Raw genomic sequence first — 24781 nt, 5'->3', positions numbered from 1 at the left:
AATCAAAGACTAAACTATATACTCACAAATTGGTAAAACGTATCTTTGTTGATCTAGATCATAAAAACAGATTAAACACTTGCAATACAAAGGTATCTTTTTGACTTATTCAACTAGAACTGATGGAAGGGAAAAGCATTAGCATGCTTACAACAATCACAAAGGTTTGTTCAAATCAGAATATAATACTTAAGTATATATAGTCGCTTCCAGAGAAGTTATCAACTTGTTAAGTTGTAATTTGCTAATATAGGAGAGTAAAAAGAGTTATTTTGAGTGTTTAAAGCTTCAGCGATTTCCATTTACGCAGCTTGAACTCGCTTGCTTTGGTTCAATTGCTTTAGTTCAATTGCTTTGGTTCAAAATTAAACGACAAGTAAACGTATTTTCATAAAAAAGCACAACTGAATATATATTCAATTGTGCTGTTAAATTTCCAGTTTATTGATAATTATAATTACGGATTAACACTATATCGAAGTACTTTTAGCGACTTCTGCTCATCGATATCAGCAAAGACTGGTGGATTTTCAATACGCTCAACAAATGTCAAACTTGGCGCGGTTTCAGCAACCTGTTGCATCAAAAAATCACAACCTAATTCAGGCGCATTCAAACACAGCAGCACCTCACCATCTACAGCAAGTAACTCAGGTAGCCTACGTAAAAGTCTTACATAGTCTTTAGTTGCCACAAAACTGCCTTTTTGATTACTCGGTGGATCGGCAACAATTAAATCATAAGGGCCTAATTTAGTTAGCTTGCCCCATGACCTAAAAATATCATGACCTAAAAATCTGGCTCCTGATTCAAATCCGTTAAGCAAATGATTTTGTTTGCCAATGCTAAGCGCGCCTTTACTCATATCCATGTTAACAACTTCGGTAGCGCCGCCTTGTAAACCAACCACTGAGAATGCGCAAGTATATGCAAAAAGGTTTAATACTTTTTTATCTTTTGCATGCTCCTTAACCCAGCGACGTCCATTCGCCATATCAAGAAAAATACCGTGGTTTTGACCACGCAACAGATGCACTAAAAAATCTGCGCCATTTTCTGAGACAATGTGCTTTTCAGGCACTTCACCTACCACAATTTCAGTAACCGTTTTACCTGCATTACGGTATTGGAATACCAAGTTAAAGCTCAATTCACTATGATGTTGTTGCCAAACAGCTGCAACGGCATCAGTCAACATTAAGCGCTCACCTTCAGACAGCTCTTTAAAGCTGGTTAATAACAGTACAGGCTTAAACCAATCCAAACATAGGTGCTCTAAACCTGCAAAACGACCGCCTCGGCCATGGAAAATGCGGCTAAGTTCATCAGTTAATTGTACTTGGGCAAGTGCTTGACCAAGTGGAAATTCATCACTATCAAAATTCATTTTTTACTTTCACAATATTCAATTTTTTAATTAATTTATCGACGATTTGCTGTTTAAGATTTTTCAGCCGTCTTAACAGCTTCTGCTTGTTGCAATTCAGATGAGTCAGAATTTAAATCTATGCCATCAGCTGAGTCGTTTTTATCAGTCTGGCTTTCACTTGCTACATAATCACTTGCTACTGTATCAGTAGACACTTCATCAGAAAGCAAAATAGCAAACCATTTACCGTCTTCACTGGACTCAAGTGCAATTTTGACAACCATGGTTAACGGTACAGATAGCAGCATACCAACAGAGCCTAGTAACCAGCCCCAAAAGATCAACGACAGGAATACCACTAATGTAGATAAACCTAGGCCTCTCCCCATGAATCTCGGTTCGACAGCGTTGCCCATAACCGTATTAGTCCCAAGATATAAAAGTGCAGTTACCCCTGCAGCACCTGGACCCATTTGAATAAACGCTAATAATACCGCCGGAATAGCCGCAATGATTGAGCCGATATTCGGAATATAGTTGAATAAGAAAGCCACTACAGCCCACAACAAAGCGTAATCAACACCAATAATAGATAAGCCAATGCCAATGATAATACCCGTAGCGATACTCACTAACGTTTTTATCACCATGTATTGATTTACAGAATGTAAAAATTTATCGATTTGCTTTAGACGCATATCTGGATCATCTAACGCAAAATGCAGCTTCTTCGGTAAAGACTGAGCTTCAAATAACATAAAGATAATAGTCAGTATGATTAAGAATAAGTTGGCCATCACATTGCCAACACCAGACAACATATTAGTTGTCATGCTCAACGCCATACCAGGGTCAAAATATTCAAGAACTTTGTCTTTCGAAATATTGATATTCATTGAATTGAGTTTTTCTAACACCCAAGAAAACTGCTCAATTAATTGTTGACGATAGAATGGCATTTGTTGAGAGAACTCGTTTATCGAACTCCCTACCAAACTTGCAAGCCATAGCCCCATCATGACAATAAACATCATCAATAAAATAACAGAAAGCCATTTAGGTACACGATAGCGTGTCATGAATTGAATCGCTGGATTACAGATTACGGCTAAAAATGCAGATAATACAAACGGCACGACAATGGGGCTTGCTGTTTTAATTCCCGCTAAAATCACCACTAAACACGCCATGATAGCGAAACCACGAAACGCCATCGATGAAGAATTGCCGCCACTCATATTTAAACCCTTTGGTAATATTGGAATATCACATAGAAGTGCGCATGTATTTATAAGCTCGATTTAGAAGCATGATGGAAAACACAAGACACTTAATGTTGTTTTAAAATGGATTAAAAGACGTTTGCATTAATCCTGATGATTAAATCTACTATTAAACTAGCACAATAATAATAACTTACGCATTATACTCACAATCCTTAGTCTATGAATGACTATATTACGGCTATTTTATTAAATGTGCTTCACAAAGAATAATCACATTACAGCGACTCTTCTGTCGTGAGTTTAACTTAGATTAACTGAACCAATACTAAATACGAACCCAATGAAGCAGAAATGCGTTTAGTAAACCTTATTACCCTTAGAGGTTTATAATTAGAGGTTTATAAGTAGAGGTTTATAAGATTTGCATGACAGCTGATCTACTGATGCTTTTATATCGTATCAAACTGTGTAAAAGAGTGGGTTTTATTGATTTTTAGCAACTGAGCTGTAGTTTCAACTGACAATTTAAAGTGGTGAGAATATGAAAATATTAATAACAGGTGCAACTGGGTTTGTCGGTAAACAGCTAGTCGCATTATTAAGCCAACAATCACATCAGCTCACCATTGTGACTCGAAATATCACTCAAGCAACACAGACTTTAGGTGCTGAACATCAGTATTTAGATGACCTCAATCAACTAAAAAACTTAAATGATTTTGATAGCGTGATAAATCTTGCTGGCGAGCCTATTGTAGGTAAAAGATGGAATAACCAACAAAAACAGCAAATTTGCGACAGTCGCTGGAATATCACCGCATTGCTAACTCAGTTAATAAAACAAAGTGACACACCACCAGCAAGCTTTATTAGTGCATCTGCGATTGGTTTTTACGGACGACAAGGTACTATCCCTGTAGATGAAGATAGCCAAGCTCACGATGAATTTAGCCATCAAGTGTGCAGTGAATGGGAGCATCTTGCCTTACAAGCACAATCTGAGAAAACGCGAGTTTGTGTGCTCAGAATTGGGATTGTGCTGGGTAAAAATGGCGGCGCATTAGCTAAGATGTTACCGCCATTTAAGTTGGGTTTGGGCGGTCCTATTGGCAAAGGGGTACATGGTGTAAGCTGGATACACATAGACGATTTAACTCAATTAATTTTGCATTTACTGACAACAGAACAAGCCCATGGGGTATTTAATGCAACGGCGCCTAATCCAATAAACCATAAGCAATTCGCCGAATCCATTGGCTCAAGCTTAAACCGTCCTGCCTGCATTCCGACTCCAGTCATTGCACTAAGACTTGCTATGGGTGAAATGGCTGATTTAATTGTAGAAGGTCAATTTGTACTGCCTAAAAGAACATTGGCATCTGGTTTTAACTTTAAATACCCAGATATCTCACCCGCACTAGATTCGATACTTAAAGCTTAAGGTCGATAAACGCTTTAATGAGTTCACTATAACGCTAAGGCAATCAATGGTTATTAAACCCATTGATTGCGCTTTCCATTACCTTATTAAGCCAATAACTTTTCGTTTACAGCCTCGTATATCAGAAGCTATACCAAGCCATATCAGTATATCAATGTAGAAATATATCAATAACTCACTTGTTCACTAACGCTGTCGTGGTTTCAATAAACCAATCATAACGTTTAGGTAATGGACGAAATTTTTTGCGGATCATAAACAGTGGCTCTTTAACTTGATGAGTTAACTTGGCCACAAAAATACATTCTGGTTGACTAAAACTGTTTACCGCAAACTCTGGTAATACGGTAAATCCAAGCCCTTTTGCAACCGGGAGTAATATTTGATTCAACTGATTGACATAGCTTGCAATTGGAATGCTACCAGCTTGCTCAGTTTTAAAATTACTGTTGATCAATAATTGCAGGTAATGCTTGGCATCAGGGTGAGAAATCAGCCCCAGTGAGGTAAGTTGTTCAAATGAAATTTCCTTGTCTTTATAAGCTGCCGGCACAATTAAACAAAAGTTATCATCACCTATTGGCGTCACTTCCAACTCAGGGTTAGAGACAAACTGAGTCACAATACCAATGTCGATATCGTTATTAAATACTTGCTCAATCACTCTTTTATTCGGCCCAGCTTCTATTGACACAGATAACTCAGGATGCAATATCTGGTAATCGATAAAGTGTGGATACAGCCACAAAGCAAGAGAGCCTGAACAACCAAAGCGACATTCTCCTATAAAAGGTGAATCCAGTTGAATATCACTGAGGAACTGCTCTTGTTGTTTTAACGCTTGCTCGCCATATTGCTGTAGTTGCATGCCAGCATCTGTAAGTTCAAACCTTTTTCCAAAGCGCTGAATAAGTTGCACATTTAACTGCTGTTCTAACTTCTGAACATGTTGACTAACACCGGGTTGGGTCATAAACAATTGTTCTGCTGTTTGAGTAAAATGCCCGACTTCAGCAAGTTTAAGGAAGGTCGTTAGCCATTTTTGATTAATCATAAAATCCACTGAGTCGCATCTGACAATGCCGCTACTATAACAATAAACCCATATAACAATAAATTATTATAAATTTCATTTTTGATAAATATAGATACAAAAATGCCGTTAAGCTGACTTAACGGCATTTAATTAACGGATGAATATGATGAGTTCAACAAGCTAAATTAATCATCCAAGCTTTACTCATTCACCAAAGAAAATTTATTAACTGAAACTAATTTATTCACCGAAGCTGTATTTTCTTTTTACCTCGACAACCTCAACGGTATAGGACGCATACCACTTATCTTGGCCTAGTTTCTGCGCAACGCTATGCTTTGAATCCTGATGCCAGCGTTTGATGTCATCTTCTGACTGCCAGTAAGAAATTGCAATTTCTTGCTCCCCTTCTGACACGGCAATAAAATCAATACAGCCATATTGCTCAAATGCTAAATCACGCATAATCGCGACAGTATCAAGATAATGTTGATTTTGCTCGCCCACTTTAGCCTTAAAGATAACCGCAAACATATCCAAATCCTTTAGATGTTAATGGGTTTTATTACTAACCCGCTTTGAGCAATTCACTGCATGACTGATTCAGTAATTGACGACAGCGCCACATGCCTAAAAAAGCCACCACTGCAGCACCAGCTAACGGCGCAATCCCCCACCACGGCCAATGCATATATACCACTAATTCAAACACTTGAGTTTTCAGCATATACAATGCAAATTCAGCCACGATTACCGCTAGGATACCCGCTATTGCACCTAATAAAGCAAACTCTAGCCCAGTCGCTGAGCGTAGCAGCCAACCAGATGCACCAAAGGTTCTAAGCACTGCGAGTTCGCGCTGCCTGGTTGCCATTCCAGCTTCTGTTTGTGCTATCAATACTAATGCACTTGCTAGCAGTACTAGCGCCAGCACCAGTGACAAGGATAGTGAAACTTGCTCAATAATTTGTCGTAACTGTCCTACCATAGCACCAACATCAATCACAGATATTGTTGGGAATTGTTGGATGAGTTGTAGCACCACACCATTGGCAGTCAAATCACTCCCCGCTTGCTTTAAATCTTGATCATTTAAATGGAAGCTGGCCATCGAAGTATACGAAAATGGTTCCAAAGCTTTAGGCTTAAAAATCATGAAAAAGTTAGGTTGCAGGGTTTCCCACTGCACTTGTCTAAAGCTTGTTACCTTAACGCTTACACTTTGATTATCGATGCTAAACGTCATCGTATCGTTGAGTGATAACCCTAAACGCTCAGCCACTTCAGCTTCAACCGAGACTTCATCATCCGCCTGATTAAAAGTCCCTTGGGTAATTTCATTATTCGGCGGCAGTGTTTCTCTGTACGTAAGGTTTAGCTCTCTTGAAATACCCACTCGGCCTTCTGCGCCATCTTTCTCTTCTCGACGAGAAATCAACTCTTCATCATTAATGTGAGTTAATCGGCCTCGGATCACGGGATAAATATCAGTTGCGATAATCTTGTTACTATCAAGAAAATCATCCAATGGTTTGGTATCTTCTGGGGCAATATTGACCAAGAAATAATTTGGCGCATCTTCAGGTAGTTGCTTTTGCCACTCATTCAATAAGTCTTGTCTAAGTGCAAGAATCGTCAATAACAACACTAAGGCACTACTAAAACCAACCAGTTGCACCGCATTTTGTCTCGCTCGGCGACGAAGTCCTGCCAAGGCTAGCTGAAATGGATTGGTGGTTTTCATGCCGACGCTATGACCTAAACGGATCATGGCAAAGCCTAAAATACTCAGTAATACACCCAGTAATAACACAGCCAGTACAACGGTCATGGTTAACGCGATACTGCGTGAATACAAATAGCCTAACAACGCCATTGCGCCAAGGCTTAACAATAAGTGTAACCACATGCCGAACTGTAGCCCTTCAAGCTGTCGCTGCAATACTCGTAAAGGTGGAATAGCCAGCAAACGCATTAAAGGATACGCAGAGAACATAAAGGCGCTGATTAAACCTGTGCTGACACCTAAGAGTAATGGTCTTGAATAAGGTGGTGAATAGGCTGCTATTTCAGCAGGTAAAAATTGGTTAATACCTATATCCAGTAGCAAGCCACCGATTAGACCTAATACAATACCCAATACTGTGACTAACATTAAGTGAATGCCAAACAAGGTGCGAATTTGTTTTGAAGATGCGCCAAAGGTTTTGAGCATTGCCACAACATCATAATGTCGTTGGCAATAACGCTGCGCAGCAATACCTATCGCAGCACACGCTAAGGCAATACCCAGTAAACTGGCTAATAATAAAAATCGTTCTGCACGTTTCACCGCTGAGGCAATTGGTGAATCACCTGACTGCACATCAGTCCAACGTTGGCTGTTATTTAATAGCGGCTTAGCTTGAGTTTCAAATTCAGTTAACGCAGCAGCTTCACCTGCGAATTGATAGACGTAACTTACCCGGCTACCTGGTTGAATAATTCCAGTCGCATCGACATCATCTAAACGCATTAATAACACTGGCGATGAAGCAAACGGGTTAAAGCCAGCATCAGGTAATCGACTAATCTCAGCAGATAAATTTAATTCAGTATTACCTAACTCCAAGGTTGTTGGATAACCTAATAACCCACCTAGTCTGTTTTCATACCATGCTTCACCTGTTAGTGGTAATGCTTGTGTAATGCCAGATGATAATTCGATTTCACCACGTAGTGGATAGCCATCACCCACGGCTTTTATTGTCACTAATTGAAAATTATCACCCGAATAAACCATCGAGTTAAATTTCATATTGGTCACATGCTTAATATCAAGTGACTCTGCGAGTATCAGTACTTGCTCATCTAGCGGCGCAGGGGAATCAATGATTCTATCTGCCGCAATAAAATTGGCCGCCTCACCGTTAATTGCCACTTGTAAGCGCTCGCTCACTCTCGCAAGCCCACTGACCGATAACACAGCTAAAGTGATAGCAAGTACAATCAGTAATAACTGACCCTGCATCAATTCGCGCTTAAATAAACGCCACGCTAATTGTAATTCCATTAACACGCCTCCTCTGAGACGTTTTGCTCTTCACTGACAGCAGGCTCAGATAAGTGGCCATTTTCCATCACTAACTGTCTTTTGCAGCGTTTGGCCAGCTCTAAATCATGCGTCACTAATACCAATGTAGTATCGCTTTCTTGGTTCAAAGCAAACAACATATCGGCAATTTTATCGCCGTTGGCACTATCAAGGTTACCAGTCGGCTCATCAGCAAATAGCACTTTGGGCTCGCAAATAAAGGCACGTGCAATAGCAACACGTTGCTGCTCACCACCAGATAATTGCTTAGGTAAATGGGTTAAGCGATGTGATAACCCCACACGTTCAAGCATGATTTCAGCTTTCTCTCGAGCATTCACGACACCTGCAAGTTCAGCTGGTAACATGACATTTTCCAGCGCGGTTAAGGTATCAACTAACATGAAAGACTGAAAAATAAAGCTGACTTTTTGTTTTCTCAGCGCCGCTTTTTGTTCTTCATTAAGCCCTGACAGGGCTTGACCATCCAGTAATATCTCACCAGAGGTTGGTGTATCGAGCGCAGCTAACAAACCCAGTAACGTTGACTTGCCAGAACCTGACGGGCCGAGAATAGCAATACTGTCACCCTGCTTGACATCCATATTAATGCCATTGAGGATAGTAAGCTCTCCCTCTTGGGTCACTACAGTTTTATTGAGGTTAGTAACATTAATGGCACTTGAATTATTTGCAAAATTAGTCGACATACGATCCTTCTTATATTTACCGGCTAAACGCCTGCTTACTGCGGCATTTTTGTTTGTAGCAACTACAATGTTTGTTTCCACTTCTAGCTATGCTGCCACGATTTTGATCTTAGGTGATAGTCTAAGTGCAGGTTATGGCATGTCAGAAGAGCAAGGTTGGGTACAATTGTTACGTGATAAGCACCCTGAACATGACATTATCAATGGCTCAGTCAGCGGTGAAACTACCGCAGGTGGTTTGCGTAGACTCCCGAATTTACTGGCTTCAACCCAATTTGACCTAGTCGTAGTTGAGCTGGGTGGCAATGATGGTCTTCGTGGTTTCCCGCCTAACAAACTGAAATCAAATCTTACAAAAATCATTAGCTTGTCTCAAGACAGTGGCGCTGATGTATTACTGACTGAAATTATGGTGCCACCTAATTACGGTCCAAGATACACTAAAATGTTCAACGATGTTTACCATCAACTTGCTGATGACTTCGACATTGCATTAGTGCCTTTCTTTATGCTGGACATTGCACCAAACCCTGACTTAATGCAACGAGATGGTATTCATCCAAATGTCGAGGCTCAACCACAAATTACGCAATGGATGGCACCGTGGATCATAGATGCGTTAAAAAAGTAATCAAGGTTAAAATATTTCACTAGAAATGAGCAAAAAAGCGCAAATAGTAATTTTATTTTAAGGTTTTAAGATTAAACTAAACAAAATGGATTTGTTTAAAACGTTTCAATAATACCAATGATATGAAGAACAAGACTGAATTGTTCTTTTCGAGTTTTAATTGGTACACCCTATGGCTAAAAGGAAAAATTATGTCCGTCAGTCGTCAAAAGAAAGTGTATTTACCGACAGCTACACGTAAAAACCAGTACATCACAGTTGGATTTACGTTAACCGATGATTTATTAGGGTCATACAGTGACTTAGATAATTGCTATCAAGAGTTTAGTAAGCTGGTTTTCCAAGTTGCAGATAAACTAGAACTCTACAATGTTCATGTTATCGCGACTGATAAGCTACCGATGGTACGTTTCCATAGTGAAGCTTATTGTTTATCTACAGAAGAACAACTGCGCTTTTTCTACAACCCTGCTCATCATGAAGCCAATCGTTTACACACGCTTCCAGGGTATCGAGCGAAGAAGTTAAAAGTCGTTTTTCTGGCTACTGGTAATGAACTGCGTAGTAATTCAGCAGAGTTTCATGCCAAGGTTCAAAATTTCTTAGCTGAAATAAAGCCGTTACTCCCCAATAAAGAAGTACCGACAAAAATTCGCGATCATCAGCATATTTCTTATGACTTTTTCGCAAAAGCAAAAGGACTTAAAGAAACCTATGGTTACAAGTTACGTGCCGTAGATAGTCGCTATAAGCGCCGTGAATGTAACTTACCTGAATCGGTCAGTGCACTTAACTATGTCACTGTTAGCTTACCGATGGGCCGTCGTATTAAGAAGCAATTAGCTGCTGAAAATGCTACCTCATTTGGAGAGAAGTATCAGCGGGTTGCAGATCACTTTATTAAAGCCACCAGTGACAACAAATTACACCGAGTTGCAATGGTTGCGAATGGAAAAGTGCCGTTAGTCCGTAACAGTAAATATGAGCAATTAAACAGTACTGCTGAATTTCAGATGGTAGGGTTTGACCCAAGCGACGCAGCTCCAGCACCTATTTGCCACTGGGACGATACTAAATTAGCTGAAGCCATTCGCTTTGTGATTGTTGCAGCCAAAGACGATCGATATGATGAAGGCTATGGCCGCTTTATGAATCAAGTTCAGGATGCTGTGCGTCAATTCACCAGCCAATTTGATATTGATAAAGAACATATTGATGTCATTGTTCGCTTTCACCAGCACTTAAGTTACAAAGCCTAAACCAGTACTTTAATATACTAATTTTACGAAGTTTCTACCGCACAATTAGTTAGTACTCAATCAACGACAGCTTAGGCTGTCGTTTTTTTTCTCTGAAAAATATCTCCCTTATAACCAAAAACGCATGTTAAGGAAATGTGGCCAGATCTCACATTGATTAACAATTAACAAACAAGGCATGTTGGAGTCATACGAAATAAATCGTATCCACTCCACTGGCGGAACTTTAGGAGTAGGAAATAAATAATAAAAAGCAGGAGATGCTATGTTCAACAAGAAGATGCCATGGCTGGTGCCTACCATTGTAGCAACAGCTGTCACTATGAGTTTATCAGGTTGTGGTTCAGATGATGATAACACCACAGTTACCGAAACCCCACCAGTCGTTCAACCACCCGCAGAAACCGGCCCAACCTTTCCTGAAGGTGCGATAATGGTCGAAGCTGGCGATAACCTTACTATCAGTATTCAAGAAGCCCTAATTAACGCACAAAGTAATGATGTTATTGTGCTGCCTAAAGGTAACTTCAAAATCGAATCCACTTTATTGTTTGATGGTGATGTCGACGGCGATGGTAGCTTTGCTAAAAATATTACCATCATGGGGTATGGCCAAGATGATACCGTACTCGATTTCTCTGAAGCTAACTCTGGTGATGGCATATTCGTGCAAAATGCGATTAATATTATTATTCAGGATTTATCGGTTAACGAAGCAAAAAATAATGGTATTAAGCTAAAAAACACCAATGGCATCATCTTAAGACGCCTTGCGACAGTGTGGGAAGGCGAACTTGATGAAGGTAATGGCGCTTATGGCCTATACCCTGTTGAATGTGAGAATATCCTGATTGAAGATACCTATGTTCGCGGTAGCGCCGATGCGGGTATTTATGTGGGCCAATCTGAGTACATAGTGGTTCGACGTAATATCGCTAAAGAAAACGTCGCAGGCATTGAGATCGAAAACTCAAAATATGCCGATGTATATGATAACGAAGCTGTGGGTAACACAGGTGGTATTTTAGTCTTCGATTTACCGATTAATAATCACCGCTATGGCTCTAGTGTGCGTATCTTTAATAACAAAGTTTATGACAATAATACCCTGAACTTTGCCAATGCATCGTCAAATCCTGCTGGGGTTCATATTGTACCACCTGGGACTGGGGTGATTGTTTTATCGACTGATGATGTAGAGATTTTTAATAACGAAATTACTAATCACGACACTGTTGGCTTAACCATTTCAAGTTTCTTTATTGCCGAGCCAGATATTAGTACATTTGTGGGTAATTACGGTCAACCAGGTCAAGCGATTGCAGATGGTTGGCGCCCTACTCCGCGCAATATTTCGATTCACGATAACGTCATCTCAGGATATGGCCAAAAGCCTAAAGGTTATTTAATCGAAGACATCATTAAAGCCTATGTATTAACCCATGGCTCACTCCCCGGGATTTTATATGATGGCTTAGGGGAAATGTTGTCTAATAATGGCACAGCGGCATATCTAGGTTTACAAGAATTGCCGTTTAATCCTGATGGCAGTGACAATATTTGTGCGCAAAATAATGGTGATGTCAGTATTGGTCAATTATATGCCAACAATAATACCGATATGAATATTGCTGATGTGCTGTATGAAAAAACACAAGCTGAATTAATGAATTGTGCTCAAGTCAGTTTGCCTGTCCATACCGTGACCTTTGGCGATGAAATCTTTGGCTGTGGCGTCGACGATGATACCGCAGGTTGTGATGGTGGCACCTTAGTCGGTGGCGGAGGCTCTATTGGTGAAGGCGAAGGTGGCCTTGAAGGAGATGGCGACTTAAGTTTATGTGAAGCATCAGGAAGTAATGTTAGTTGGGATGCACTATTAAAAGCTAACTGCCCAAATTTGTCTGACTATAATCTATTTACCGACATGGCAAACCCTACCGATGCACCAAACTCTGGTGGATTACCTTACGATCTCAATACACCATTATTTACCGATCATGCTAGCAAATATCGTTTTGTTTATTTACCCGATGGAACGAAAGCCGACTACAGTGAGAATGAGTCATTCGACTTCCCTGTTGGCACAGTGATCAGTAAAACCTTCGCACTTCCAGAAAACACTAATGCACGCGGCTTCGCTAATGAAGATTTAATCGAAACACGGTTATTAATCCATCGTGAAACTGGCTGGAGTGCGCTTCCTTATGTGTGGAAAGCAGACAAGTCAGATGCTGTGTTAGCTAAAGCTGGCGCGATTCAAGGTAAGCAAGTCACCCATAAAGGTGAAATGCTCAGCTTTGATTATGTGGTACCCAACATGAACCAATGTAAACAATGCCACCAGTTTAAAGCTGATGAGGACAGTAATGCGGTATTCATGCCTATCGGACCTAAAGCACGTCATTTAAATCGTGATTATGCTTATGTAGATGGCAGCATGAACCAGTTAACCAAATGGCAATCTGCAGGCATATTACAAGGACTTCCGAACCTAACAGATGTTGATATGGTACCTGAGTATCAAGATGGCGATGAAGATAGTATTAGTTCAATGTCAGATACTGAACTAATGGCTGCTGCAAAGGGCTATTTAGATATTAACTGCGCTCATTGTCATCGCCCTGAAGGCAACGCGTCTAACACAGGCTTAAAGCTTGAGTATTGGCGTAGCTATGCTGAAGATGCAGGTTTCTCCCACGGAACATGTAAGTCACCAGTCGCTTATGGTGGTGGTAGCTTAGGCTTTGATGTTGTACCAGGTAACCCTGAAGAGTCTATTTTACACTTTAGAATGGAAACTAATGATCCTGGAGATAGAATGCCAGAGATTGGCCGAAGTCTGTCTCACGATGAAGGTGTTGCCTTGATCAGTGAATGGATTAAGCGATTACCAGCGGCGTCTTGTTCATAGAATGCCACTTTAGAGGATGAACCTAGGTTCATCCTCTTTCATTTCACTAACCAATCATGACCACCAATCATAACGACCAAAATTTATTCAAAGTTTGGGGGGAATAATTATAAAATGCAGGATACTGTTGATGACTCATTACGCTGAAATCAAAACTAACTTTCTAATACCGCTACTCATCTTACTATTAAGCTCAGTATTAATGGCTTGTGGTGGATCAGACAGTAATGATTCAAATACGTCAACAGCACCCTCTGCTCCTTCAACACCTAGTACGCCAGCCACGCCAACAACACCTGAACAGCCAGAAGGTTCAGATGATGTTTGTCAGTTAACCAATACAGAAGTAAATTGGCAGGCGTTAATGAGCAAAGACTGCCCTAATTTAAGTGATTATGGCTTGTTTATCGACCCTTCAATACCAACTCATGCACCACAAGAGCCAGGCCGTGGTTATCAGTTGTCCACGGAATTATTTTCAAATTATGCCAGTAAGTATCGATTCATATATTTACCCGAAAGTCAGTCGATGGTTTTTAACCCACAACAGGCTTTTTCACTTCCTATTGGCAGCGTGTTAGTAAAAACATTTGCGCTGCCATTTGACACTCAGTTAACCGGAACCAGCAACGAAAAGCTGATTGAAACCCGACTGATGATCCACAGAGAAACGGGCTGGACTGCGCTAACATATCAGTGGCAACAAGACATTGCCTCACTGATTATCGCCGGCGCCAATGTCACTCATACCTTAAATAATCAAGGCGAGTCCATTACCTTTGATTACCATATCCCCAGTAAAGTGGAGTGCAAAATTTGCCACCAAATCAATGAAGAGGATATTAGTAGAATTAATCCAATTGGTTTAAAAGCACACCTATTGAATCGGAATATAGTTCAAGAAAATGGTAATAAAGTGAATCAATTGAGTTTTTGGCAAGATAGGCAAATGCTGTCTGGATTACCTGAATTAGATACTGTTGATCAATCTTATGCTCTAGACAATAGTGATGCAGATTTAACAAATCGCGCGAAAGGATATTTAGATATTAACTGCGCACATTGTCATAATGAACAGGGCTTTGCGAGTATTTCAGGGCTGCGGTTAAGCTACTTTGTCGACCACACATCTTTTGAATATGGCGTTTGTAAACAACCTCCGGGCTGGGATGGTGGCCCTAATGGTTTAGCTTATGACATTGTGCCAGGAAACGCGGAGCGCTCAATAGTTCATTATCGCCAAATCTTATCTTCCCCAAAAGACAAAATGCCGCCAATTGGTCGAGAAATAATTCATTCTGAAGGCACTGAGTTAGTTAAACGTTGGATTGATAGTATGTCGGCAACCATAGCAACTTGCCAATAATGCAAAGCGAGTAACACCAAGCTAATATACAGGAGATAATTGTTAACAACGGACTCCCTGCTTTTTACTCAAAAAATTACTGTTTTGAGGCTTGATTGAGTCTTAGGAAATGTCCAGGAGGATAACCGATCCAGTGTTTAAAGCTTTGCCTAAAGTGAGATACATCGCCATAACCCAAAGTCTCAGCAATATCCTCAATGGATAGCTTATCAGTCAAAATTAAATTAATTGACGCTTGGCAGCGGACTTGGTCGATTAACTTCTGATATGTCGTGCCAGCAGCAGATAACTTCCTACGTAAACTGCGATCGCTCATGTGCATACTTAACGCAAATTGCTCTAATTTAGGTGGGTTTGGCATAGAGTGCCGAATATTTGTTAACACTTTATCAATAAAAGAAGTGGCCTCTGGCACCGATTTATTGTGTTTAACTTGCGAAAATTGAAATGCTAAGGGAGAATTTAGCACTTCCATTTTGATGCCCCACTCAAAAAAGTCGCAGTCAAATACCATGGTCGCACCGGTCTCTTGGCTGAGAAAGTCGGTATTGCAACATGGGCAAGCAAAATGGATCTCATCAATATAGACTGGGTCATCAACGAGTTGCCTCGCAGCGCCAAGTAAAGCGCAAACACTATGATGAAACTGAAAGGCAAACTTGTCTTCGCTGACTTTACCGGTATTGAGCCAACGCACCCATAGAGTGTCACCCTCAATTAGAACTAAGGTATCAGCAAAACTGCCAGCTAAATCAGGGTTTTGAATCACAAATTTAAGACATTCCCCCAAAGTTGTGAATTGATCAAAGAAGGGTAAAAGAACATCGAGGGTGGCAACTTGATAACTGGCACCCAAGCGGGCACCAATCTCTTTATCTGGACTGAGAGTGCGTAGTTGCTCCATCGCGAACTCAACTTGCCATACATAAACAAACTGCATTGCCTTAAGTTCTAATGGCCCTAAGCCCAGTTTTTGGTAGATATCAGCAGCAACCGTTTCACCTAGGTGAATATCGATAAAATTGAGTAAATTACGTAATTCAAAGGCAGGATAACATTGATCACCTACCATCATATTCGCTTTATAACCCGACTCTTGCTGCATCCATATCCTTAATTATTTAACTGCGTTTTCACGCTCCATCAAACGATTTAAAACCCCATCAACAGATAGCGAAGCACCATGTGCTATCTTATCTGCTAACTTCTTTTTCATTTGATATTTAATTTTGATCACTTGATGTTCTTTAGCTAGGCCTAAAATAACATCATCGCTGGTAGAAATAGCATCGACTAAACCCAGTTCAATCGCTTGCTGACCGTACCAATGCTCACCGGTTGCGACTTTAGCAATATCCATATCAGGACGATATTTGCTGACGAACTCTTTAAACAACACGTGCGTTTCTTCAAGTTCTTCCTGAAACTTCTCACGACCTTCATCCGTGTTTTCACCAAACACAGTCAATGTACGCTTAAAGTCGCCAGCAGTGTGCTGTTCGTAATCAATATCATGCTTTTTCAATAGTCGACTAAAGTTCGGTAATTGCGCAACAACCCCAATTGAACCTACAATAGCAAAAGGTGCTGCATACACTTTATCAGCCACACATGCCATCATATAACCACCACTAGCAGCGACTTTATCGATACAGATAGTCAAAGGAATTTGGGCTTGTTTTAGTCTATCTAATTGGCTTGATGCTAAACCGTAGCCATGCACCATACCGCCACCACTTTCAACATTAACCAACACTTGGTCATCTTTATCAGCAACGGTTAAAATAGCAGTAATTTCTTCACGTAAAGAAGCAACTTCACCGGCATCAATGCTACCTTTAAAGTCGATAACAAAAACTTTTGATGGAGAAGTGTCATCTTTCTCAGCCGCTTTATCATCAGCTTTTAATTGCTTTTCATAAGCCTTAAATTGCTTCTTAGTAAACAGCTCTTCTTTTAACTCTTTTTCAAGCTGCTTTAACTCGTCAGTGACATCCGTTAGCTTAAGCTCACCTTTGTCTGCTTTTTGCTTCATGCTGCTAGCAAGCACAACAATCACAACGGCAAGAATTGCAACGACAATCGTGACGGCTTTAGCTAAAAACATGCCGTACTCAGATAAAAACTCCAAAATACACTCCGTAAAGAAAAACATAATTGTGGGTTATCTTAGCAGGAAGTTGAAGCTAGTAGACAATAAAAAACCCAGCAAATGCTGGGTTTTTAGTCAATTAACAATTAAACATCATTAATTAGCTACAAGGTACAATAACATCTGCATTATCAACAAGAATCGTTGCTGCACCTAAGCCTGCTGACTTAGCAAATGCCGCTACTTGAGATTGCATTTCAACTGTAGCTTGCGCAGCCATACCATCTGTTACGCCATCAATTTCATCAGGGCTAACAATCGAGCTGTGATGACCTTTAGCAAATCTCACCGCGCCAGAACCTGCATTAGTTGAACTAACGCAACCTAAACCTAGTGCAGAGATAAGAGGCTCTGTCCCTGATAGTGGGAAGCCTTCAACACTATTAGGTAATACTTGATCCGGTAAGTTACCAGCACCATCACCCGCCACTTCAATTAAATGAACAGGCAATTGGGTTTCAGCTAACATTGCACCATGGTTAATTGGGTCTGCTGAATCAACCGCGGTTTGCACTGCGAATGCAAAGGTAGGAATAAATTCAGCGTAAACCGCTTGCACAAGTGCAGCATACTCAGGCGTACCAGGTTCAAATCCACCTGTATTAGCCGCATCAACCAATGCTTGGAAATCTGCTGTAGCTGTTACTGTTTCAAACAAAACAGGACCAAATGTTGGTGAGCCTGCAAATGAGCCAGCTAAACCACCAGCCGGCGCAACAAGTGAAGCAGCATTAATACCGTAAGCATTAGGTAATTCAGTACCTGTTGTTGGGTCAACTAAACCAGTAGATGCATAAGTTGATAATGTAGTACCAACAATGCCACCTAAGCTTAAACCTTGAGCACTGATTTTACTGATATCAAATACTTGTTGCCCACCAGCCTGCGCGATTTGTGTGTACATACCGGTTAGTAACAAACGAAGACCTAAATGATCTAATGTTGCTTGGCGGAAATTATCACGAACGGTTAAAGTGCTTGCCACGTTAACAAACACTAATGGGTTACCGTTAGCGTATGCAGGACCAAATACATCACTGGTTGCTGAGATATCATAAACACCGTTGCCAGTAGCATCGTATGAACGGTCACCATGTAAAGGCATATCGATGGCAATCGTTGCAATACCTGCCGCAGCATATGTACCTGCATAAGCTAATGCCATTTGCTTAGTACCGCCAAGACCATGCAGCGCCATCGTCGTTGGCCAACCATTTGTTGGTGCGACAAAAGGCAATCCCGCTTGCGCGCTGAATGCTGCTAATTTAGCTGCGTTAGGCAAAGTAATTTGAACATTAACATTTTCATAACCCATGATCGCTGGGATTGGGTTGAACTTGGTCAAATGCTTTGTGGTATCGGCATCTGTGCCATCATCAAGCATCCAAGACTTACCTGCCATTAATGCTGGGTTTTGCAATGCGGCGGCTGGGTCAACCCCCTGCGCAACTGCTTGTGAGCTGAAGTTTGCAACACTCATCGTACCCGCTTCAAGTGCGAGTAATACAGATACAGGGCTATCACCTTGAGCAAACCAACGGCCATTTGGCGCAGTAGGCGCACCATCAACAATTGGAATAACACAACTAACAGATGAACAATCACCAAATATAGGCAGACGAATAACTGCGGTATAAATTTCAGCAATATCTGAAACCACATACGCTAAGCCGTCAGCCTCAGTTAAGCCAGCTGCTTGTGCAACAGTCACCACACCACCGAAACCATTATCCATCGGCATTGGCAGTTGAACAAATGCAGGCTTATAAGGATCGCTTGAAGCCATTAACAATTTAGAGGTTTCATAAACATCAGCAACTGACTGAGTGGTAAACAAACCTGAATAAGAAACCGTTTCTGGATCAACGCCGTGTTCGGCAGCAATACCTTTTTCGTAGCTGTTAACTAAACCTTGAAGCAATAACTGCTCGTCGGTTGCAAGCGGATCGGTATCAATATCTAATTTAAGTAAGTTATAAGTACTTGATGGCTCTATCGCACGACCAGCAGAATCTTGGATCAGGCTGGTAGTGGCATAAATATAAGATTGGTTTGATTTAAGCGGTTTAATTGGCACGATAGCGATGCTATTACCAGAAGCCTGTGCGACAAAATCAACCCCAAATTGAAGTTCATCGCCAACTTTACACGCTGAAAGCGTTAATTCTGCAGCACATTCTGGATCGGTTGATAATGCTCCACCAACTGTTGATTCAAACATGCGCACAGCACCTGGTTGGAACACAGAAGCTGCATCTAAAGTGAGCATGACACCATTATTATCTTCTGGCAGATCGACTGAAATCGATATTGGAGAGCTAGTAGACCAGCCATCTAATGCGCCAAGAGCTAATGAAGGGTCGACATAATCAACACCGTCTTCACCAGGAATATTTAACGTGCCATCTGTAGTGCCGTTAAATAAAAGGTCATTTGGCAGTGGCACATCACCCGCTGCAGGGTCGAAAACCACTTGAGAGAATGGAATGAGTGGCTCGACTGAATCCTTCGCTTCATTTGAACTATCTTCACTACAGCCGCTAAGCCCAAGAGCAGATGCAATTGCAACACCCAATATGAGTCTTTTCATCTTTTTTCCCCAAATCTTGTTGTAATAATTTTAATTTCCCCAAAAATTGGTCACAATAGCGTAAACACATGACCATAAGGACTTATTTTTGTCCTTAACTCATCTCAAGTTAACGTAAAACTATTGAGTTAGCTACATATTTGTTACATGCAAAAGTACTACACGTTAACATTTATCAGTCATTTGTTTAAAACGATCGTTTATCTTTTGTTCGAATCTAGAATTGACGTGCTTTTGCAGCCGAAGGAAAAATAGAACCATGTTGGAATATCAAGCTAAAAAAGATTCATTAAATAATAAAACAATTCTTGTCACAGGTGCTGGCGCTGGCATCGGCCGTGTTGCAGCAATTACTTTTGCTAAACATGGCGCTACAGTCATTTTGCTCGGTAAAACAGTTAACAAGTTAGAAGCCGTTTATGATGAAATAGAACAAGCGGGTTATCCAAAACCTGCCATCGTGCCATTGGATTTAAAAGGTGCCACTGAGCAAAATTATAAAGACATGGCTGATACCATTGCAGAGCAATTCGGTCACCTAGATGGCGTTTTACATAACGCTAGTTTATTAGGCGCATTAGGCCCATTCGAACACATTGATTTGGAATCTTTAGAAGATGTAATGAAAATCAATGTAACTGCGCAAGTGATCCTTACTAAAGCACTACTGCCTATTATGCGAGCAGCACCTTCTGCTTCATTAGTGTTTACATCAAGTAGTGTCGGCAGACAAGGTCGTGCTTACTGGGGCCCATATGCGTTTTCAAAATTCGCAACTGAAGGCATGATGCAAGTTTTAGCTCACGAGTGTGAAGGCACAAGTGTTCGCGTTAATAGCATCAACCCAGGTGCAACGCGCACAGAAATGCGCGCAAAAGCGTATCCAGGCGAAGATCCTGCAACATTAAAAACAGCTGAAGACATCATGCCAACCTATCTTTATTTGATGAGCGATGATGCAGCTGACATAAATGGACAGCAGTTAAATGCGCAATAGTCGTTTTTGAGTTTTGTGAAAATTAGATTTGAAATCATTTGATTTTAAATGAGTATAAAAAAGGAGCCACTGGCTCCTTTTTGTTAATTGATACTTTGCGAATTAATCAGTTGATTAAAAGCTAATCTGTTTCGCATTTTGTTCAATTAATTTATCACCGACACCCGATACTTGGCTAAGTTGTTTAAGGTTACTGAATTTGCCATGCTTTGCACGATAATCAACAATCGCTTTAGCTTTAGATTCACCAATGCCTTTTAATTGCTGTAATTCAGCAGCACTGGCTTTATTAATATTAACTTTGGTCAGTTTGATATCATTAACTGCTTTTGTCGTTTTAGCTTGAGTTTGAGCTTGTTTGGCTACAGTCGCTTCCTTTGCAAAGCTTGGCTGTGAAATCCCAATAGATAAAACGCAGGCGCACATCACGCCCATTAGAAATGGATGTTTCATTGTTAACTCCTTTAAGTCCTATTTAAAACCGATCTTCTTCCCTATCCGTGATCGGTCAATTCAGTAAAGTTTCAAAGCGACAAAGCCACTTTAAGATGCCCCTGAAAAATCACTGTCATAAAACTGTAGTCAACAATCTAAATAGTTCAAATATTAATCAACTTTTATTATCAAACTCAATTTAACTTAGTCTTTATGGGTCTCTGACGCAGACTTAACTTTACTCTTTTGCATCATGGATGCAGAAAACGTTTTCAATTCAGTTAATAATTGTTGATGGATCTGGCCAAGTTTAGGTCTATTTTGTTCTTTAAAACTTAAAGGACGACATAACGTCATTGCTTGATAACCCAATCTTGCAGTCAGTAAACCGCCACCAAGACCTTGTGCAAGTCTTGCAGATAACTTGCCTGTCATTTCAACAGATAGTAGTTGGGTACCGAGATCGGCAACCACTTCAGTTGTCCCAGCATAAACGATATTAACAATAATACTTTTAATCAGCTTAATTCGGCTCCAATACCCTAATTCGATACCATAAATATCAGCGATAGCATTAATCATTCGTTGGTTACGCCATAGAATAATCGCCATATCTAAAACAGCCAATGGACTAGCAGCCAGTAATAACGCTGACTCTGCAGCATACCGGCTAACAATTTGTTTAGCTTTTTCATCAAGCTCAGAAACAACTAAATCATCAAACAGCAGCACCATTTCAGCATCGTTATGCTCACTGGTATTCATTGCGCTATATTGCTGTTTCCCCGCACTTTCTGGGTACTGAGATAATAAAGGCGATATAAACTTTTCCGCCTCTCCTCGCTGCATACTTTGTGATAATCGCTCGCCAGTAACTTGAGTATCGGCAACATGTTTTAATTTTACTAATTTTCGCCATTCAGCCAACGTAATCGTAGAGACCCAAGCAAGGATCACACCTGTCACCGAGGCATAAAAACCAAATAACCACGGGCTTTGTAAAAAAGCAGCATGCAGCCCTAGTAAGGTTTGTACAATCACAGCTAAACTTATGCCAACTAAAGAAAGCTTCGCCAATGGCGACCAACGTTTAGCTGACCTTGCAGGCTCAATAACATCAATGTCCTCTACTATCTCAGCTAAGGCTAATTCACACTGAAACTCAACCTCGTCGTAAGACTGACTCGGTTTGACTTGAGGCTCTTCTGTAGTTTCAGACGCAAATACTTGCTGCTGCTTTAATTTAGTTTGCTGCATTGATTCGTTATCACTTGAATGGTTCGATTGAGATGGCTTCATTATTGTAATTTATCCCCCAGTAAAAACTGCAGTAAGTGATCTAATCGAATATGTTCAAAGCGTGGATCTGACGTCGCGTTGTTATTCAATTTAGGCGGATTAAACGAAACAAAGTTGAAGCCCTGCTTTTGCCAAAATGCATTTTCTGGTAATGATTGCGGTACTTCACCAGGAAAAATAGTCAACATATTATGATTTTCATCGATACCGCGAACCACTTCTTGCTCGCCAGATGAGGTATTTACCATACCGTGCTGTGTTGCTTTAATTGCACTAATAGCCATGGTCTCTACTTCACAGCCTTCATAATTGGCGAAATGTTGACTATGTTTAAGCATATCGGTCAATAAGCTCAGTACTTGGCTTTGTTGATCGCGCGTCACCCTATCCACTTTACTTGCCGCAAATAATAATTTATCGATTTTCGGCGAGAACAAACGCTTTAATAAGCTCGATTGACCAAAATGAAAACTTTCAACAATGCTATTTAACGCATTCCCCATATCTTCAAATTGTTCTTTACCGCTATTTAGCCCATTGAAGCAATCCACCAGCACCAATTGACGGTCAAAGCTTGCAAAATAATCGCGATAAAAAGGCTTAACCACGACTGTTACATATTCCTGATAGCGTTTTTTTAATACTTGGTAATAACTGTCATCTGGTGACGTTTCAAGCTCAGTGAGTTGCTCTAAAGATAAATTAACCAATGGGAAAAAGGCTAACAATGGCGTATCAGCAAACTCGCCTGGTAATAACATTCTCCCTGGCTGAGCAAGGTAGAAACCTTGCTTGTTCACCATATCAATGAGTAAAGTTTGATATAAATCGGCAACTTGCTTTAACTTATGTTCATCTGCCACCTCCGCTAAATTAAGTGCGTTAATCGCGTCCTCAAAAGCAGAAAAATATGGCGAATGTCTTAAGCGGTTTTTCACTTCAAGTTGGCCCGCTACCCATTCAACGTAGCTTTGCTTCAACATAGGTAAATCCAACAACCATTCACCTGGGTAGTCAACAATATCGACATATAAAGTCGCCGTATCTGATATTTTGGCTAATATGCCCTTTCTGGGACGATATTTTATCGCTAAACGGAGCTCGGAAATATTACGTGTTGAAGCTGGCCAAGTCGCAGGAGATGAAGTCAGAGCATTCATCCCACCTTGATAATCAAAACTTGCTATGGCTAGGTCTGGCTGCATAGTGCGTTTAATACCAATAAGCCGATTATCCCTTGAGACTTGCCATAGCGGTAAAGGGTTTTGTTTAACGTTACTGCCAGCATGAAGCATTTGATTGACCAGCCCAGTAATAAAAGCAGTTTTACCCGCGCCAGATAACCCCGTTACAGCTAAACGCACATGTCTATCGGTGCTACGATGCACTAATTGATGCGTTTTTTTGGAAATTTTACTGATTGAACGATCAATAAAGCTCATAATTTATCTCAAGTTATCTGTTAAAAACCAACTCTTATACAAAAAGTATTTCAAAAAAGTGTTGGTGATCATTTTGGGGAGTTATTGCTGTGCTGATTACTATAACATTTAGGCAGGAAAGGAAAAAATCAAGGGCGGGATACCGCCCATTGGATTTTAGTTGCTCTGGTTAGAAAGAGCCTACTTACAGCAGATTGAACAAGATTACAGATTATTAATTTCATGTTTCAAATCGAAATTATCTGAAGTCACGTGGCGCTCTAAACGTTGTAATCTAATCTCAAGCGCATAGAACTGACTGTTTACTTCATGAAGTGCGCGTTTAGCTGGCTCACCTGCTTGCCAAACTTTTTTCTTCACTTCAATATCTTTATGGTGCGGTTTTGTCGTCACCTCCTCAACCTTGCTGTCCAAAATTAACCATAATGCAATGTAGATGATTAATATTGGTCCAGAACCACCCACTAAAAAGATTGATACCGCAATAACACGTACTAACCAGGTTTCAAAATTAAAGTAGTCGGCAATCCCTGCGCAAACTCCTGAAATTTTACCCGCTTTGGGGATTCGGTATAATGTACGACCGTTAGCCTTGCTCATGTTTTCCCCTCCACTCTGGTGCTTCCGTGTCTAAAATAGCTTCCAATGTTTCGATTCGCTGGCCCATTTTATCAGCTTGGGCAATCAGTTCGTTCAGTTGTGTAAACTCTGCCTCAGTGAGCCCCTGGCTCACTTGTCGCTTACTGCGATAATGAAGAACCAACCAGATAGGCGCCACAATCACAAGAAAAATAATAATTGGGGCAATAAGAAGATCCATATCCATAACTCACCTCTGAAA

General features: G+C 40.6%; 20 protein-coding genes. 6 read left to right on the top strand and 14 right to left on the bottom strand.

From position 1 onward, the window contains the following. Positions 1-457: 457 nt before the first annotated feature. Both AB4153_RS06470 and AB4153_RS06465 read right to left on the bottom strand, forming a co-directional pair. Positions 458-1387, bottom strand: a complete 930-nt coding sequence (locus AB4153_RS06470) for a class I SAM-dependent methyltransferase (protein WP_371996766.1) — start codon at positions 1385-1387, stop codon at positions 458-460. 53 nt (positions 1388-1440) lie between these two features. Continuing rightward, positions 1441-2607, bottom strand: a complete 1167-nt coding sequence (locus AB4153_RS06465) for an AI-2E family transporter (RefSeq protein ID WP_102528772.1) — start codon at positions 2605-2607, stop codon at positions 1441-1443. 529 nt (positions 2608-3136) lie between these two features. Here AB4153_RS06465 and AB4153_RS06460 point away from each other — a divergent pair. Next, positions 3137-4036: a TIGR01777 family oxidoreductase gene (locus tag AB4153_RS06460; protein ID WP_371996764.1), complete on the top strand. Its 900-nt coding sequence runs from the start codon at positions 3137-3139 to the stop codon at positions 4034-4036. A gap of 175 nt (positions 4037-4211) precedes the next feature. On the opposite strand, the gene AB4153_RS06455 is transcribed toward AB4153_RS06460, so the two are convergent. The 4 genes from AB4153_RS06455 to AB4153_RS06440 form a co-directional block, all read right to left on the bottom strand. Continuing rightward, the gene (locus AB4153_RS06455; RefSeq protein WP_371996763.1) at positions 4212-5090 is read right to left on the bottom strand and encodes a LysR family transcriptional regulator; all 879 of its coding nucleotides are present in this window, start codon (positions 5088-5090) and stop codon (positions 4212-4214) included. Positions 5091-5312: 222 nt separating this feature from the next. Then, entirely contained in the window at positions 5313-5606 is a 294-nt protein-coding gene (locus tag AB4153_RS06450; protein ID WP_102528775.1) for an antibiotic biosynthesis monooxygenase, read from the bottom strand. 34 nt (positions 5607-5640) lie between these two features. Beyond that, positions 5641-8124 carry an ABC transporter permease gene (locus AB4153_RS06445; RefSeq protein ID WP_102528776.1) on the bottom strand — a complete coding sequence of 828 codons (2484 nt, stop codon included), beginning with the start codon at positions 8122-8124 and terminating at the stop codon, positions 5641-5643. Next, positions 8124-8855 (bottom strand): ABC transporter ATP-binding protein, encoded by a 732-nt coding sequence (locus AB4153_RS06440; RefSeq protein ID WP_102528777.1) that lies wholly within the window; start codon positions 8853-8855, stop codon positions 8124-8126. The genes AB4153_RS06445 and AB4153_RS06440 overlap by 1 nt, the downstream gene beginning before the upstream one ends. A gap of 67 nt (positions 8856-8922) precedes the next feature. Here AB4153_RS06440 and AB4153_RS06435 point away from each other — a divergent pair, with 67 nt between their 5' ends. The 4 genes from AB4153_RS06435 to AB4153_RS06420 all read left to right on the top strand — a co-directional run bounded on the left by AB4153_RS06435 (position 8923) and on the right by AB4153_RS06420 (position 15025). Further along, the gene (locus AB4153_RS06435; protein ID WP_198589586.1) at positions 8923-9486 is read left to right on the top strand and encodes an arylesterase; all 564 of its coding nucleotides are present in this window, start codon (positions 8923-8925) and stop codon (positions 9484-9486) included. Between the two features lie 191 nt (positions 9487-9677). Beyond that, entirely contained in the window at positions 9678-10745 is a 1068-nt protein-coding gene (locus tag AB4153_RS06430; RefSeq protein WP_102528779.1) for a DUF3083 family protein, read from the top strand. Positions 10746-11010: 265 nt separating this feature from the next. Next, positions 11011-13659, top strand: a complete 2649-nt coding sequence (locus AB4153_RS06425; RefSeq protein WP_371996761.1) for a parallel beta-helix domain-containing protein — start codon at positions 11011-11013, stop codon at positions 13657-13659. Positions 13660-13789: 130 nt separating this feature from the next. Next, positions 13790-15025 carry an SO2930 family diheme c-type cytochrome gene (locus AB4153_RS06420; protein WP_371996760.1) on the top strand — a complete coding sequence of 412 codons (1236 nt, stop codon included), beginning with the start codon at positions 13790-13792 and terminating at the stop codon, positions 15023-15025. Between the two features lie 76 nt (positions 15026-15101). Here the strand turns inward: AB4153_RS06420 and AB4153_RS06415 are convergent, their stop codons facing one another. From AB4153_RS06415 to AB4153_RS06405, 3 genes are all read right to left on the bottom strand, one after another. Further along, positions 15102-16130 carry a helix-turn-helix domain-containing protein gene (locus AB4153_RS06415; RefSeq protein ID WP_371996758.1) on the bottom strand — a complete coding sequence of 343 codons (1029 nt, stop codon included), beginning with the start codon at positions 16128-16130 and terminating at the stop codon, positions 15102-15104. A 12-nt stretch (positions 16131-16142) separates the two neighbouring features. Then, entirely contained in the window at positions 16143-17156 is a 1014-nt protein-coding gene (gene sohB / locus AB4153_RS06410; protein WP_198589587.1) for a protease SohB, read from the bottom strand. A gap of 121 nt (positions 17157-17277) precedes the next feature. Beyond that, positions 17278-19767, bottom strand: coding sequence for a VolA/Pla-1 family phospholipase (locus AB4153_RS06405; RefSeq protein ID WP_371996757.1), 2490 nt, complete (start codon positions 19765-19767; stop codon positions 17278-17280). A 259-nt stretch (positions 19768-20026) separates the two neighbouring features. Between AB4153_RS06405 and AB4153_RS06400 the strand changes: the two genes are divergently transcribed. Then, on the top strand, positions 20027-20764 hold the full coding sequence (locus tag AB4153_RS06400) for a YciK family oxidoreductase (protein WP_371996756.1): 738 nt from the start codon (positions 20027-20029) through the stop codon (positions 20762-20764). A gap of 114 nt (positions 20765-20878) precedes the next feature. Here the strand turns inward: AB4153_RS06400 and AB4153_RS06395 are convergent, their stop codons facing one another. The 5 genes from AB4153_RS06395 to pspB all read right to left on the bottom strand — a co-directional run bounded on the left by AB4153_RS06395 (position 20879) and on the right by pspB (position 24766). Further along, on the bottom strand, positions 20879-21217 hold the full coding sequence (locus AB4153_RS06395) for a helix-hairpin-helix domain-containing protein (protein ID WP_229368416.1): 339 nt from the start codon (positions 21215-21217) through the stop codon (positions 20879-20881). 186 nt (positions 21218-21403) lie between these two features. Continuing rightward, positions 21404-22498 (bottom strand): TIGR01620 family protein, encoded by a 1095-nt coding sequence (locus AB4153_RS06390; protein WP_371996755.1) that lies wholly within the window; start codon positions 22496-22498, stop codon positions 21404-21406. Further along, on the bottom strand, positions 22498-23940 hold the full coding sequence (locus AB4153_RS06385; RefSeq protein WP_371996754.1) for a YcjX family protein: 1443 nt from the start codon (positions 23938-23940) through the stop codon (positions 22498-22500). The genes AB4153_RS06390 and AB4153_RS06385 overlap by 1 nt, the downstream gene beginning before the upstream one ends. Before the next feature lie 204 nt (positions 23941-24144). Continuing rightward, positions 24145-24540 carry an envelope stress response membrane protein PspC gene (gene pspC, locus AB4153_RS06380; RefSeq protein WP_102528789.1) on the bottom strand — a complete coding sequence of 132 codons (396 nt, stop codon included), beginning with the start codon at positions 24538-24540 and terminating at the stop codon, positions 24145-24147. Continuing rightward, positions 24527-24766, bottom strand: a complete 240-nt coding sequence (gene pspB / locus AB4153_RS06375) for an envelope stress response membrane protein PspB (protein ID WP_102528790.1) — start codon at positions 24764-24766, stop codon at positions 24527-24529. The genes pspC and pspB overlap by 14 nt, the downstream gene beginning before the upstream one ends. Positions 24767-24781: the final 15 nt, after the last annotated feature.

It is taken from the genome of Shewanella sp. 10N.286.52.E4, from assembly GCF_041468785.1.
In the GTDB taxonomy this organism is placed as follows: Bacteria; Pseudomonadota; Gammaproteobacteria; order Enterobacterales; family Shewanellaceae; genus Shewanella; species Shewanella electrodiphila.
This window is presented reverse-complemented; position numbering and strand designations above follow the sequence as displayed.